This is a genomic window from Streptococcus sp. SCPM-O-B-23252 (M501) (genome assembly GCF_058200355.1).
Genome location: NZ_JBYQGS010000001.1, coordinates 570,374 through 584,450, shown reverse-complemented (window position 1 = coordinate 584,450; position 14,077 = coordinate 570,374). Strand labels below are relative to the sequence as shown.

Sequence of the window (14,077 nt, the reverse complement as noted above, 5' to 3'; positions counted from 1 at the left end):
TCCTATTTCTTTCTTGATTTTATAATACTAAAGATTGTAAAACTTCCCATTACATAAACTAACATAGCAATGCAAAAACTAATTGAGGCTCCCATAATCTGATACTTATTAACCAGCTCATTTGTTATCAGTTTAGTAACTATAAACATTAGGGTATACACGGATAATAAATAATAGTGTTTTCTCATGATAATTAAGATATTTTCGAGTATAATCGAAAATGAATACAAGACACCTGAAAAAACGAGAATAGTCAGTTCTATCTTATATTTTAATAGATCTATTCCAAATATTAAACTTAGAACATTGACACCTATTAAATAAGCAAAAAAAGTAATAACTATCCCTATTAAGAGAGTAAAATTCACTATTTTGAAGAACATTTTGTAAAATATCTGAAACTGTTTCTTCTGCCACAGTTCAGCCATTTGAGTAATGAGAGGTCTTACTACCAAAATGCAAAGACTCATAAAAAACACTGGCATAAACAGGATATTGTAATCCCTTTGAGCACCAGTCTCGACTATACCTTTAGCATAAGCACCAGAAATCGATAACTTCGCCTCATTAAAAACAAGTGTCAATAAAAACCCATAAATAAATAATGAGAAACAAATTTTAATAATTTTTAAGGATTCATCAAAAATATCCCTTGAAAAAATATGAATAAAACTCACCCTGTCAAACAATTTGAAATGTGCATAATCATAAACAAATACAAAAAACAGATTGATGAAAGCTAGGACTATCAGAGTCAAAACCATAGAATGAGACAACAAGAGTCCGAATAAAAGAACGAGTACACTTAAAGTATATCGATAAACCATGGCCTTCCCTGCAATATCTAAACGACCATGTTGCTGAAAATAACCTTGGAATAGGTCCGAAAAAGCATCTGCTACACGATACACAATAATCCAAGTAATAATCATCACAGAGCTATTAGTAAAATCATAGTTTATTATCCTCAAGTAAGGAAATAAAGTAATCAACATCAGGACAACAGTCAGCAATCTTGTAAAAAAGTAAGCTGAAAAAGGATGACTTGAGTTGACATCAGTGGCTTGATAGTTTCGAACTTGAAATTGTCCGATAATAATCCATAAATTACCAATTGAGGTAGCTAGACTAAATTGGTCTGCCACCTCACTGGTTTGCATTCTAGATACAATTAACAAATATAATACCGAGACTGCTGCTGCCGCAAAATTTCCTAGCAGGTTCCATATGTAAATACTTTTTTGAGAAGGAGTATTATTCATCTTTCTCCTCATTCTTGTTTAAAGCGATAACTTGGACAAGATTTTTAAACTTGGTATCTAACTTTGACAACCGTACAGTTAATTGGAACTGATTCATTAATAACAAGAAAATAATAAAAAGAAAAATAAAATTAACAGCAGATGCAATTCCTAAGGATGCTGCAATAAACTCTGCTAATTTTGGAAAAATACTAAAAACTAATAAAATTAATGAAAAGAAAATCCAAAACAAGGCATCATTAATCTGTACGCGAGATTTTCTAATGTTCTGAAGGATAAACCCACATGTTCCTAATGAAACAACAACTAATACAACTTGAAACCAGATTGACATTCTATTTTCCTCTCTCTCTAAAATTCTGAATAAATAGAATAGATACAAACATGTGAATCATGTACTTAATGGAGCGTGAAAAAGTTAGATAACTTTCTCCCGCTTGTCTCTCTTCCATTCGAACTTGAACTTCTGAAATTGGAACACCATTCCTTAATAGATAAGAAACAGTATCTGGTTCTGGACCATAGTTAATATTTTTTGCAAAAACTTGTATTAAATCTTTAGAAAACATTCTCATTCCAGATGTCGGATCATTAATGGTTTTTCCAGTTGTCAATTTAATAGCAAAACTTATAAGGGTATTCCCTAACATACGAAACGAATTTGGTCTTTTCTCAGTTACAAAGCGAGAACCGATGACCATTTTATTCCCTTTATCAATTCCATCTTCTAAAGCAGCAATATACTCTGGAAGATGCTGACCATCTGCGTCAAATTGAACTGCTTTTTCATAGCCATTTCGATAAGCATATAATAATCCTGTTTGAAACGCTCCAGCTAAACCGAGATTAACTGGTAAATCAATAATATTATATCCATTTTTATGGCAAATTTCAGAAGTTCGGTCTCGAGAACCGTCGTTGATAATCACATAATCGTACTGAGGATAATTTTGGATAATATTATCCACTACCGTTTGAATAGAACCTTCCTCATTATAAGCAGGTATAATAATCAATAAATCTGAGGATTTCAATCTCCCTCGTCCTCCATTACAATTCTTTTTAACCATTATACAATAAGAGGCCTTTTTTATCTACTAATCTCAGAATTTTATACCATCAATAACAATTATTTTAAGCATAAAAAAGCTTGATATTAGTTACAAATATCAAGCAGTTAGTTAAATTTAGGTTTTATTCAAATCCATTTGGATGTTTACTCTGCCATCTCCAGGCATCTTGGCACATCCGATGAATATCAAATTGAGCACTCCACCCTAGTTCTTCATGTGCTTTGGATGGATCTGCATAACAGGTTGCGATGTCACCAGGTCGTCGATCAACAATCTTGAATGGAATTGTTTTTCCTACAACCTTCTCCATATTTTGAATAATTTCTAACACAGAGTAGCCTCGACCCGTACCCAAATTATAAATGTTCAGACCTGAACCCGAGGCAATTTTTTGTAAAGCCGCAACGTGACCTTTCGCCAAGTCTACCACATGGATATAATCGCGTACACCAGTACCATCTGGTGTTGGATAATCGTTCCCAAATACACTAACAGACTCTAACTTTCCTACTGCTACTTGTGTTACATATGGTAATAGATTATTTGGAATACCATTTGGATTTTCACCAATGTTCCCACTTTCATGAGCTCCAATTGGATTAAAGTAGCGCAATAATACGATATTCCATGAAGGATCCGCTTTGTAAATATCTTGAAGGATTTCCTCAATCATGAGTTTCGTTCTACCATATGGATTTGTAACAGATAAAGGAAAATCTTCCAAGATAGGAACAGTATGTGGATCTCCATAGACAGTTGCTGATGAACTGAAGATGATATTTTTACACTGAACCTCTTCCATCACCTGAAGCAAAGTCAACGTTCCACTAATATTATTTTCATAATAAGTGAGTGGAATTTGAACTGATTCTCCAACAGCTTTCAACGCAGCAAAGTGAATCACACCAGTCGGTTTTTCTTTTAGAAAAATCTCTAGAAGTTTTGATTTATTTCGAATATCCTCATGATAAAACGTAATAGATTTGTCAAGGATTTTTTCTACTTCCTGTATACTTTTCTCGCTACTATTTACTAAATTATCAACGATGACAACTTCATGACCTGCATTGACCAATTCAATGATGGTATGAGAACCGATAAACCCAGCCCCACCAGTTACTAATATTTTATGATGCATATAATCTATCTCCCGTCTGAATCAACTTTTTTCCATTATCCCACATTTATAAAAGAATTTCAAAATTTATCCTATAATAATCTTTTTATTTTCTAGTTTATAAAAAACAAGCTTATAAAACCATAAATAGGCATATAAGCTTGTTACTAGTATATACGACAGAATAGAAATTCCATCCTACTTCCGATACATCTTCACTTGTAGGTAGAGATCGTTATAGACGCCCAACCACTTCTTGCCAAGTTGTTCGTAGACTTCTAAGTTCTTTAGCGTGTCATCACTTGGATAGAAGGCTTGGTCCTCTTGGACCTCTTTTGGTAGCATCTTCTTAGCTTCTTTGTTCGGTGTGGAATAACCAACATAGAGAGCATTCTTATATGCATTTTCTGGGCGAAGCATAAAGTTGATAAAGGCATAGGCTGCTTCTTTATTCTTCACCGTCTTTGGAATGACGATGTTGTCAAACCAAAGGTTGCTGGCTTCTGATGGGACGACATAGCGGAGGTCCTCATTGGCCTCTAGCATTTGACTGGCTTCACCGGAGAAGGTCACCCCAATAGCCGCATTGTTCTGGATCATGTAGCCTTTCATTTCATCGGCTACAAGGGCCTTGATATTGGGCATCAAGGTATAAAGCTTATCAACAGACTCTTGCAATTGCTGAGGATCCTTGGAGTTGAGGCTGTAGCCTAAGCTATTAAGTCCAATCCCCATGACCTCACGCGCCCCATCGTACATCATAATGTCATTCTTGTACTCTGGTCTCCATAGATCAGCCCAGTGTTCTGGAGCTTTGTCGACCATCTTGGTGTTGTATATGATACCAAGGGTCCCCCAGAAGTAAGGAACTGAGTACTGATTGTCCGGATCAAAATCCAGGTTCAAGAAGCGTGGGTCGATATTGTCTAAGCCTTTCAGTTTAGACTTATCTAATTTTTCAAGCAAGTTTTCGTCCATCATCTTGGCGATCATGTATTCACTTGGAATCGCTATATCGTAAGCCGTCCCCCCTTGCTTGATCTTGGTGTACATGGCTTCATTGGAATCAAAGGTATTGTATTGGACTTGAATGCCTGTCTCCTTGGTAAATTCCTTGAGCAATTCTGGATCGATATAGTCTCCCCAGTTGTAGATGACCAGCTTGTCACTGTCTTTTGGATTGGTCTTGGCTTCAAGACGGGCACTTAGTCCCGCTAACACGAGGATGACCACGACAATCCCTAGCAAGAATGAATAGAGTTTTTTCATACTGTCTCCTCCTTCTCTCTAGTGATGAAATAATAGCCGACCACCAGTAAGATACTGAAGAGGAAGACCAAGGCAGAAAGGGCATTGATATTCAATGAAATCCCTTGACGAGCCCGTGAGTAGATCTCAACAGACAAGGTTGTAAAGCCGTTCCCTGTGACAAAGAAGGTCACCGCAAAGTCATCCAAGGAATAGGTAAAGGCCATAAAGTAACCAGCGATGATGGCAGGTGTCAAATAAGGAAGCATGATTTCCTTCAACATCTGTACCTGAGTAGCTCCTAGGTCATAGGCCGCATTGACCATATCACGGTTCATTTCCTTCAAGCGTGGCAAGACCATCAAGACCACGATTGGAATAGAAAAGGCCACGTGACTCATCAAGACAGAGGCAAAGCCCAGCTGGAACTTGATGGTCGTAAAGAGGATCAGGAAGCTAGCCCCGATCATCACGTCAGGTGCCACCATAAGGATGTTATTGATGGACAAAAATGGTCCTTCAAACTTCTTCTTAGACTGGTAAATGTAGATCGCCCCAAAGGTCCCAATAATGGTCGCAATCAAGGCTGACAAGAAGGCTAAGAGGAAGGTCTGTGAGAGGATCAACATGAGACGCGTATCCTCAAAAAGACTCTGGAAATGCTCCAAGGTAAAGCCTGTAAAAGCATTCATATCCCCGCCAGCATTAAAGGCATAGGCAATCAAGTAGAAGATTGGCAGATAAAGGAGAAGGAAAATCAATCCTAAATAGATACGTGAAATCTTTTTCATCGTTCACTCCTTTCTCTCGTTACCCACATGACTAAGAGCATAGCAAGGATCAAGACTACCCCAATGGTGGATCCCATTCCCCAGTTTTGCGTCGTAAGGAAGTGCTGCTCGATGGCAGTCCCCAGGGTAATAACTCGGTTTCCTCCAATCAAACGCGTCAACATGAAGAGACTCAAACTTGGAATAAAGACTGACTGGACACCGGAGCGAACCCCGTTCATAGACAGTGGGAAGACAACTCGACGGAAGGTATCCCACTTGTTAGCTCCTAGGTCATAGCTAGCATTGATGAGGTTTGGATCCAAATCATCCAAGACATTGAAGATTGGAAGGATCATAAAAGGCAACTCAATGTAACTAGCAACAAAGATGAAAGAAAAGTCCGTAAAAAGGATCTGTTGCGGACCAATTCCGATGAAACTTAAGAATTGGTTAATAGATCCCCCTTGACCAAAGATCCCGATAAAGGCATAAGCCTTGAGCAAGAGGTTGACCCAGGTTGGAAGGACAATCAGCATGAGCCAGAGTTGGCGATGCTTGAGCTGGGTCAAAAAATAAGCTGTCGGATAAGAAATCAAGAGCGTCACAAAGGTGACGATTCCAGCATAGAGAATGGAGTTAAAACTCATCTTGAGGTAGGTCCAATTCTGCGCTGTAAAAAAGGTTTGGTAGTTCTCTAAGGAACCCTGTCCCTGGACATTGACAAAGGATTGCCAAATAATCAAAACTACAGGAGCCAAGACAAAGAGGAGGATCCAGAGAAAGTAGGGAACCACAAAGAGGTTAGAGGTTGTTTTCTTCATCTCTTTCCTCCTCGATGGCATTGATCAATCCAGCTTCTTGCTCTTCCACTTCGACGTACTCTTCGATCCGAGCATCAAACTCTTCTTCCGTTTCATTGAGACGCATGACGTGGATATCTTCTGGCTCAAAGTCCAGACCGATTTCCTCTCCTACGATAGCCTTACGGGTTGAGTGGATCATCCACTCATTGCCCAATTCATCATAGGCGATGATCTCATAGTGAACCCCACGGAACAGTTGGGTATCTACTTTCACCTGGAGCTTGCCTTCTTCAGGCAGTGTAATCTGCAAGTCTTCGGGACGAATCACGACTTCGACCGGTTCGTTTGGTCTCATCCCTCCATCGACTGACTCAAAACGTTTACCATTAAACTCTACTAAGTAGTCTTCAATCATGATCCCTGGAAGGATGTTGGACTCACCGATAAAGGTCGCAACAAAATGGTTAATGGGCTCATCGTAGATATCGACTGGCGTCCCTGATTGGACGATTTCTCCTTCGTTCATGACAAAGATCCAGTCACTCATCGCTAGCGCTTCTTCCTGGTCGTGGGTTACAAAAACAAAGGTAATACCCAAGCGTTGTTGCAATTCACGGAGCTCATACTGCATGTCAGTCCGTAACTTCAAGTCAAGGGCAGACAAGGGCTCATCCAAGAGGACTACTCGCGGTTCATTGATAATCGCCCGTGCAATGGCTACCCGCTGGCGTTGACCACCAGAAAGTTTCTGGATGGACCGTTTCTCAAAGCCTCCCAATTGCACCATCTTGAGGACTTCTGTTACTCGTCTCTCGATTTCAGACTTGTCAACTTTCTTCAAACGGAGAGGGAAAGCAACATTCTCAAACACATTCATATGTGGGAAAAGGGCATAGGATTGGAAGACGGTATGGACATCCCGTTTGTTGGTCGGTACATCATTGATCCGAACACCATCCAAGAGGACATCTCCTGTCGAAGCGTCTAACAAACCAGCAATGATGTTCAGAATCGTTGATTTACCAGATCCTGAAGCACCGAGGAGGGTATAGAATTTCCCTTCTTCCAACTCAAAGTTGATGTCTTTGAGAACCACTGTATCACTGTCTTCAAATACTTTTGAGACATTTCTAAACTCAATAATTGGTTTTTTCAATTCACATAAATTCCTTCTTTTTCATGCGTTTCCTTCTGAGACCAACCAACTAGTCTCATAGGCTGACGAGCGAACCCGTCAGACCACCAACACCTCTCGGGGACTTATAAGACTGCCCCACCTATTTTCGGTATCGATAGGCACTCACCCCCCTTCTAAAGTAGGACGGGTCTACCCTAGAGTAGCCCCTATTCCATCTCGAACCGTTAATCTTTCCCAATAATACGGACTTCGCGCTCCAAGGTCACCCCAGCTGATTTTTCAACTGTCGCAATGACATGGGCAATCAAGTCTTCATAATCTTTGGCAGTACCATGATCGACATTGATCATAAAGCCGGCATGCTTTTCAGAAACCTCCACACCACCAATTCGATGCCCTTTCAATCCTGCTTCACTGATCAATTGACCCGCAAAGTGCCCGACTGGTCGTTTAAAGACCGAACCACAAGACGGATACTCAAGTGGTTGCTTAAGCTCACGCAAATGAGTCAGGCGAGCCATTTCTTGATCGATCTGATCATAATTGCCAGGTGCTAAGGCAAACTTAGCCGAAATCACCACGTCACCAGTCTCTTGGATCTTGGAATGGCGATAGCCAAAAGCTAATTCTTCTACTGTTAAGGTTTTAATTTCTCCTTCTGGCGTCAAGACCTTACACGATTGGAGAATATGGGCAATCTCACCACCATAGGCGCCAGCATTCATATAGACTGCTCCACCGATGCTACCTGGAATCCCACAAGCAAATTCAAAGCCTGTTAAGCTATGGTATCGGGCTACATGAGTCACATCGATGAGCTTAGCTCCTGCCTCTGCTTCAATCACATAGCCATTGACACGGATGTCATGGAAATGATCAAACATGATCACAAAACCTTCAATCCCACCGTCACGGACGATAATATTGGAAGAATTCCCCAAGACCATCCAAGGAATTTCCTGAGCATTAGCAAAGGTGACAATTCGTTTTAATTCATATTGATTGCGAGGGAAGGCTAAATAATCTGCCGCTCCTCCAACCTTGGTATAGGTATATTGTTTGAGTGGCTCATTGAACAAAATTTCAATACCAGCCAACTCCTCTTTGATTTGCTTTAGGATTTCCATCTCACAACTCTCTTCTATACGTTATCTTATCCATTATAACAAAAACCAGCTCACTTTTCGACTCAGAAGTAAAAAAACAGAAGCAGTCAAAGGACCGATTCTGTTTTAATTTTTTTAAACAATTGTTAATTTAATTAGCCAATCTTACGTGCAATGCCACGTGATTTTTGAGTAGACAAGGCTGAGCTAATCGCTCCCCATGCTCCAATACCCGTAAATACAGCCAGCAAGAGGAAGTTAATGAAATATTCTTGTGGAGCATCCCCATTTAAGACTGTCGCGTTAACCGCATCAAAAGAATCAGCGAAGCTCAATTCATATTCACTCATAAGATGTAGAGTATAGTCAAATTGGTGAACTAATACAATGGTCAACAACATCAGAACTGTTGAGATCACAGCACCTTTTTTGCTAAATTTCTTTCCTAAGATCTCATAACCTTTGACAACGCAGACACCCAGAACCAAGCCAGCGATATAGGATACATAGCCCATACGAGCGATAAATAGTGCTACTGCCCCTCCAATAATGGCCCCAATAAAAGCTCCTACTGTTCCAATAAGAACATTTTCTTTCTGACTATTATACGAATCGGTTTCAATCTTTAGTTGAGTACTTAACTCTTTAAAGCATTCTTCGTTCATCAAGAAGAGGGAGTCATCGATTTGGTAGAGACCAACCAGTCCTTTTTCACCAGAGTAGCCACAAACAGTGTAGAATCCATTGGTTTGTAGGAATTGCAATATTTCTGTTAAGGCTTGACGAATGTTTTCAATTGTTTTTGCTTTAGTCATTCCAGCTTTAGCAGTGAAAGTTGTGACATATTGGTTGAGGCTGATGCTCTTCAAAACAGAAGAGTCTTTCACCATTTGATGCAATTGAGCAGCTGCTTCTTCTGCATCATCACGCGACACAGAAAGCGCAATGGTAAAAACATTTTTTGTGTCTGTTTCTCTCAGTAAGAAGAAATAACCAGAGTTTTCCCCATAAATAGATGATGTTTCAGGATCATACTGGAATCCAAGTTCCGTAGCAAGTTGATGACGTTCAAAGTCTTTCATTAGAATTACAATCTCCTTTACAATTCTATCTATCTTTCGAATAATTGTTTATTATCCTAAAATAATTTGATAGACAAATGATTTATAGAACTATTTTATCATAGATAAATAAAATTAGATAGACTAATTTAGCCTATCTAATCATTTTTTTATTAAATCAAGATTCGCTGTTCTCTACCTTCACACCAGTTGTGTCAATATTTAAAGAGAAGACCTGACCATTTAAGCCCTTAGATTTTAAGTCTTTGGCAAAGGCTTCTGCATGTTCAACAGGGAGCAAGGTCATAATAGTTGGACCTGCACCAGAAAGGTAAGTGGCATAAGCATCGTGTTGATGTGCAACTTCTTTCACCTGAGGGAACTCTGCAACCAACTGTTGGCGGTAGCGTTCATGGAAGCGATCTGCTTCAATAGCTTTTCCTGCGACTCTCAAGTCTCCCTTAGCAAGGGCAGCAATGGCCACGTTTGCGATTGAACTAGCTGCAACAGCCTCCTTATAAGTCCATTCACTTGGAAGGACATTTCGGCTATCACTGGTCTTGAGTTCGTAATTCGGAACAAAGGCTACCAAAGCACATTCAGGGAAGGAAAGGACCAAATGATTGGTCTGCTGATCCACATAGCTCGCTACGACCAGATTTCCAAAAATGGCTGGCGCTACGTTATCTGGATGGCCTTCGATTTTTGTCGCAATTTCTAGTTTATCTTCATCACTTAGGGATAATTTGCCCAGTTGATTGGCCAACTCAATCCCCGCTACGATAACAGAGCTGGATGACCCCAAACCACGCGCCAAAGGCACTTCACTGGTCATCTTGAGACGATGAGGAGCCATATCTGGCGCAACTTGGAGAGCAGTTTGAAGCAAGAGATTCTCTTCATTGCTTGGTATCTCCTCCCCCAAGTCATGTTCAATCCACCAGTTTTCTTGCGCTTCTAGCACATCAATGGTCAAATAGCGAGTCACGGCAATCCCAACAGAATCAAATCCTGGACCGACATTGGCACTGGTCGCTGGTACTGTAATTCTCATCTTATTCTCCCAATACTTTAAAGGTATTCAACAAGGTAAAGTCAGCTTCAGCATCAATTTTCTCAATGATGTGGTGCAATTGTGTTTGATTCAATTGGTGAGTGATAATCACAACACGAGCCACAGAATCTTTGGCACCTGCTTGGAGAACCTGCTTAAAGGAAACATCTTCTTGGTTGAAAATTTGTGCCAACTTGAGCAATTGTCCCTTCATATCTGGAGTTTGAATAGAGAAGTAATAATCACTCTTCACATCTTCTGGTTTAGCCAATTGCACAGGACGGCTGTATTCGTTAAAGGCTTTTCCAATTGTTCCCTCATTGAGGCGACGAACAATGCGAATAATGTCAGCGACTACACTAGTGGCTGTCGGTTTTTGACCTGCACCAGGACCATAGTACATGGATTCCCCGATTCCAATAGACTCCACATAAACGGCATTCATGACACCATTCACGCCAGCTAGTGGATGTGCTTTTGGTAATAAGGTTGGAGTTACTTCTGCTGAGAGACCAGAGGGAGTTTCTTCGATAGATCCCACCAATTTGATTACATAGCCTAAACTTTGAGCCACAGCAACATCCTCAGGAGTAATGTTGCGGATCCCCTTATGACCTACTTGGTCAAACTGAACGTTCATCCCAAAAGCAAACTGGCTCAAAATCACCATCTTGTAGGCTGCATCAATCCCATCTACGTCATTGGTTGGATCACTTTCCGCATAGCCCAACTCTTGAGCCTTAGCTAAAGCATCTTCATAAGACCAGCCCTCTTCGACCATCTTGGTCATCATAAAGTTGGAGGTTCCATTGACCACACCGAGGACGCGAGTCACTTTATCTGCAGCGAGAGAGTTAACCAAGGTCCGAAGAATTGGAATTCCACCAGCTACTGCTGCTTCATAATAGAGGGCAACGCCATGCTCCTTGGCAATCGCAATCAACTCAGCTCCATGAACTGCAAGCAAATCTTTATTAGCTGTTACGACATGTTTTCCAGCTTGAAGAGCACGTGTAATAAAGGTCTTAGCTGGCTCAATTCGACCCATCAATTCAACAACGATGGCAATGTCTTTGTCTTCAATGATCTCATCAACATTGGTCACAAAGTTATAGTCATGACCAGCAGCTAATAAGCGGGCTTTCTCTTCTTCATCTTTGACAAGAACTTTAGCTACTTCAATTTCAGACTGAGCAGCTTGGAAGATCTTATCACCATTTTCTTTTAATAGAAACGGCACACCACTTGCTACCGTCCCAAATCCTAGTAAGGCAATTTTTACAGACATGTTGGTCTCCTTAAAATCTAATATAGTCTATTATATCAAAAACTAGCCCCTTCTGACTAGTTCTATGGTTCTCTTCCACTAGAAGAATACTTCATTTTCAGATTTAAACCTCCACATCAACTCACTAGCAAACCATGCCTTCAAAAGTCAAGGAGATTTCCCAAAATTTTACTCTATTTGTTACTTTGTCTTGAAGAGATTTCCTGCCCCTATGATATAATGATAATGAATTAGAAAGGGGTCTCTATGAATCACCGAAAAAGACGTGTCCCAAAGAAAATACGATTGCTACTAATTTTAAATGCTTTTCTGCTATCCTGCATCTTTATTTTAGGCTTTCTCCTATTAAAACGAGCTACTAGTACTCCCGTTGCTGACAAGCAAGAAACAAATACAAGTCAGACTGTGAATCAGCAAGGCTCCACCACTAAATGGGTAAAACAAGATCAACCTGTAAAAATTCCAATTCTCATGTACCACGCTGTTCACACGATGGCTCCCTCTGAAGAAGCCAATGCCAATCTCATCGTGGCACCAGAAACTTTTGAGAGTCATCTCAAAGCTCTTAAAGAAGCCGGTTACTATACCTTGACGCCTGAAGAAGCTTATCGGGCACTTACTAAAAATGAACTGCCTGAAGGGAGAAAAGTCGTTTGGTTGACCTTTGATGATGGAATTGCAGACTTTTATACCATTGTCTATCCTCTCCTAAAAAAATACCAAATGACCGCAACCAACAATATCATTACTTCCTTTTCTGACGAAGAAAGACCCAGTGTTTTAACCTTCGATCAGATCAAAGAAATGAAAGCGCAAGGTATGACCTTTGAAAGTCATACTGTATCTCACCCAGACTTGGCTCAATCAGATATCTCTCGTCAGGAATCTGAACTCGCAAATTCCAAACAAGTACTAGATAAGAAACTCCATCAAACCACTACCACCATTGTCTACCCTGCTGGTCGCTACTCTGATGTCACCATGGAACTAGCAAAAAACAATGGCTACAAAATGGGCTTAACGACCAATAATGGACTAGCCAGTCTAGACGATGGCCTCTACTCACTAAAACGCCTGCGGATCTTACCGACTACGACAGCAGAAAACCTACTTGCCGAAATGCAACCTTATCCATAAACATGTAAAAAGCACGAGTCCGAATGACTCGTGCTTTCTTTCTCCATAATGGAGGCTTTTATTTCGATTTGATGTAGTTCACACCATCTGCTTTCGGAGCAACCGACTTACCAAAGAAGGCTGCTAAGACGATGATGGTCAACACATACGGAGCAATACGGAGGTACACTCCTGGGATGTGGGCAAGGAAAGGAATCTGCGTAGACACAACCGCCAAGGCTTGTGAAAGTCCAAAGAATAGACTGGACAGCATGGCTCCGATTGGGCTCCATTTACCAAAGATCATTGCCGCTAGGGCGATAAATCCAGGTCCCACAATGGTAGTGGCAGAGAAATTGACAGAAGCAGATTGTGCATACAAGGCACCCCCAACTCCTCCTAAGAATCCAGAGATGAGCACACCATAGTAACGCATGAGGTAAACATTGATACCGAGAGTATCCGCAGCTTGAGGATGTTCACCAACTGAGCGAAGGCGAAGACCAAATTTCGTTTTAAACATGATAAACCATGCTACAAATGAAAATGCAATCGCTACATATCCCATTAAGCTAGTATTCTTAAAGAAGATATCGCCAATAACAGGAATATCAGACAAGAAAGGAAAATCAAATTTACCAAATGATAAATCGATATTGTTGGTTTGACCTTTTCCGTAGATGGCTTTTACCAAGAAGACGGCTAAGGCAGGAGCCAACAAATTCAATACCGTACCACTCACCACATGGTCAGCACGGAAGTTAATAGTCGCTACCGCATGGATGGCAGAGAAAATAAGACCAACCAAACCTCCTGCAAGGAGAGAAAGCCAGATTGTCATGCCTCCAAGAGAGCCAGCAAAAGTCAAGTTAAACACGACTCCTGTGAAAGCTCCCATAACCATGATTCCTTCCAAACCGACATTAACGACACCAGCATGTTCGGAGTAGGCACCTCCGATACTAGTGAAAATGAGGGGAGCAGCATAGACTAGCATATTCGATACAAGAATCGTTAGTATAGCAACAATATTCATCC

14 protein-coding genes are annotated in these 14,077 nt (G+C 40.6%); 1 reads left to right on the top strand and 13 read right to left on the bottom strand.

What is annotated here, in order from left to right; translation table 11 throughout:
* Positions 1-2: 2 nt before the first annotated feature.
* The 12 genes from AC3E6G_RS02885 to AC3E6G_RS02830 form a co-directional block, all read right to left on the bottom strand.
* Complete coding sequence (locus AC3E6G_RS02885) at positions 3-1,262, bottom strand: lipopolysaccharide biosynthesis protein (RefSeq protein ID WP_201037160.1); 1,260 nt, start codon at positions 1,260-1,262, stop codon at positions 3-5.
* On the bottom strand, positions 1,255-1,596 hold the full coding sequence (locus AC3E6G_RS02880) for a DUF2304 domain-containing protein (protein WP_070589284.1): 342 nt from the start codon (positions 1,594-1,596) through the stop codon (positions 1,255-1,257). The genes AC3E6G_RS02885 and AC3E6G_RS02880 overlap by 8 nt, the downstream gene beginning before the upstream one ends.
* A gap of 1 nt (position 1,597) precedes the next feature.
* On the bottom strand, positions 1,598-2,296 hold the full coding sequence (locus AC3E6G_RS02875) for a glycosyltransferase family 2 protein (RefSeq protein ID WP_490700419.1): 699 nt from the start codon (positions 2,294-2,296) through the stop codon (positions 1,598-1,600).
* A gap of 160 nt (positions 2,297-2,456) precedes the next feature.
* The gene (galE, locus tag AC3E6G_RS02870) at positions 2,457-3,473 is read right to left on the bottom strand and encodes a UDP-glucose 4-epimerase GalE (protein WP_490700418.1); all 1,017 of its coding nucleotides are present in this window, start codon (positions 3,471-3,473) and stop codon (positions 2,457-2,459) included.
* A gap of 177 nt (positions 3,474-3,650) precedes the next feature.
* Positions 3,651-4,721, bottom strand: a complete 1,071-nt coding sequence (locus tag AC3E6G_RS02865; protein ID WP_342992034.1) for an ABC transporter substrate-binding protein — start codon at positions 4,719-4,721, stop codon at positions 3,651-3,653.
* The gene (locus tag AC3E6G_RS02860) at positions 4,718-5,491 is read right to left on the bottom strand and encodes an ABC transporter permease (protein ID WP_048687979.1); all 774 of its coding nucleotides are present in this window, start codon (positions 5,489-5,491) and stop codon (positions 4,718-4,720) included. The genes AC3E6G_RS02865 and AC3E6G_RS02860 overlap by 4 nt, the downstream gene beginning before the upstream one ends.
* The gene (locus tag AC3E6G_RS02855) at positions 5,488-6,294 is read right to left on the bottom strand and encodes an ABC transporter permease (RefSeq protein ID WP_048687974.1); all 807 of its coding nucleotides are present in this window, start codon (positions 6,292-6,294) and stop codon (positions 5,488-5,490) included. Before AC3E6G_RS02855 ends, AC3E6G_RS02860 begins: the two co-directional genes overlap by 4 nt.
* Positions 6,275-7,432 carry an ABC transporter ATP-binding protein gene (locus AC3E6G_RS02850; RefSeq protein WP_048789149.1) on the bottom strand — a complete coding sequence of 386 codons (1,158 nt, stop codon included), beginning with the start codon at positions 7,430-7,432 and terminating at the stop codon, positions 6,275-6,277. The genes AC3E6G_RS02855 and AC3E6G_RS02850 overlap by 20 nt, the downstream gene beginning before the upstream one ends.
* A gap of 206 nt (positions 7,433-7,638) precedes the next feature.
* On the bottom strand, positions 7,639-8,541 hold the full coding sequence (gene murB / locus AC3E6G_RS02845) for a UDP-N-acetylmuramate dehydrogenase (RefSeq protein ID WP_125335874.1): 903 nt from the start codon (positions 8,539-8,541) through the stop codon (positions 7,639-7,641).
* 134 nt (positions 8,542-8,675) lie between these two features.
* Positions 8,676-9,602 carry a hypothetical protein gene (locus AC3E6G_RS02840; RefSeq protein WP_490700417.1) on the bottom strand — a complete coding sequence of 309 codons (927 nt, stop codon included), beginning with the start codon at positions 9,600-9,602 and terminating at the stop codon, positions 8,676-8,678.
* Positions 9,603-9,759: 157 nt separating this feature from the next.
* Positions 9,760-10,635 (bottom strand): homoserine kinase, encoded by an 876-nt coding sequence (gene thrB / locus AC3E6G_RS02835; protein ID WP_061564118.1) that lies wholly within the window; start codon positions 10,633-10,635, stop codon positions 9,760-9,762.
* Position 10,636: 1 nt separating this feature from the next.
* Complete coding sequence (locus AC3E6G_RS02830) at positions 10,637-11,923, bottom strand: homoserine dehydrogenase (RefSeq protein WP_490700416.1); 1,287 nt, start codon at positions 11,921-11,923, stop codon at positions 10,637-10,639.
* 246 nt (positions 11,924-12,169) lie between these two features.
* On the opposite strand from AC3E6G_RS02830, the gene AC3E6G_RS02825 reads away from it, so the two are divergent.
* On the top strand, positions 12,170-13,060 hold the full coding sequence (locus AC3E6G_RS02825) for a polysaccharide deacetylase family protein (protein ID WP_048687954.1): 891 nt from the start codon (positions 12,170-12,172) through the stop codon (positions 13,058-13,060).
* Between the two features lie 58 nt (positions 13,061-13,118).
* Here AC3E6G_RS02825 and AC3E6G_RS02820 read toward each other — a convergent pair whose 3' ends face one another.
* Positions 13,119-14,075: an ABC transporter permease gene (locus tag AC3E6G_RS02820; RefSeq protein ID WP_048687951.1), complete on the bottom strand. Its 957-nt coding sequence runs from the start codon at positions 14,073-14,075 to the stop codon at positions 13,119-13,121.
* Between the last annotated feature and the right edge of the window lie 2 nt (positions 14,076-14,077).

What these genes read in the sequence shown, in the direction of transcription:
- AC3E6G_RS02885 (WP_201037160.1), bottom strand. Translation starts at nt 1,262, where the DNA reads ATGAATAATACTCCTTCTCAAAAAAGTATTTACATATGGAACCTGCTA.
- AC3E6G_RS02880 (WP_070589284.1), bottom strand. Translation starts at nt 1,596, where the DNA reads ATGTCAATCTGGTTTCAAGTTGTATTAGTTGTTGTTTCATTAGGAACA.
- galE (WP_490700418.1), bottom strand. Translation starts at nt 3,473, where the DNA reads ATGCATCATAAAATATTAGTAACTGGTGGGGCTGGGTTTATCGGTTCT.
- AC3E6G_RS02865 (WP_342992034.1), bottom strand. Translation starts at nt 4,721, where the DNA reads ATGAAAAAACTCTATTCATTCTTGCTAGGGATTGTCGTGGTCATCCTC.
- AC3E6G_RS02860 (WP_048687979.1), bottom strand. Translation starts at nt 5,491, where the DNA reads ATGAAAAAGATTTCACGTATCTATTTAGGATTGATTTTCCTTCTCCTT.
- AC3E6G_RS02855 (WP_048687974.1), bottom strand. Translation starts at nt 6,294, where the DNA reads ATGAAGAAAACAACCTCTAACCTCTTTGTGGTTCCCTACTTTCTCTGG.
- murB (WP_125335874.1), bottom strand. Translation starts at nt 8,541, where the DNA reads ATGGAAATCCTAAAGCAAATCAAAGAGGAGTTGGCTGGTATTGAAATT.
- AC3E6G_RS02840 (WP_490700417.1), bottom strand. Translation starts at nt 9,602, where the DNA reads ATGAAAGACTTTGAACGTCATCAACTTGCTACGGAACTTGGATTCCAG.
- thrB (WP_061564118.1), bottom strand. Translation starts at nt 10,635, where the DNA reads ATGAGAATTACAGTACCAGCGACCAGTGCCAATGTCGGTCCAGGATTT.
- AC3E6G_RS02830 (WP_490700416.1), bottom strand. Translation starts at nt 11,923, where the DNA reads ATGTCTGTAAAAATTGCCTTACTAGGATTTGGGACGGTAGCAAGTGGT.
- AC3E6G_RS02825 (WP_048687954.1), top strand. Translation starts at nt 12,170, where the DNA reads ATGAATCACCGAAAAAGACGTGTCCCAAAGAAAATACGATTGCTACTA.
- AC3E6G_RS02820 (WP_048687951.1), bottom strand. Translation starts at nt 14,075, where the DNA reads ATGAATATTGTTGCTATACTAACGATTCTTGTATCGAATATGCTAGTC.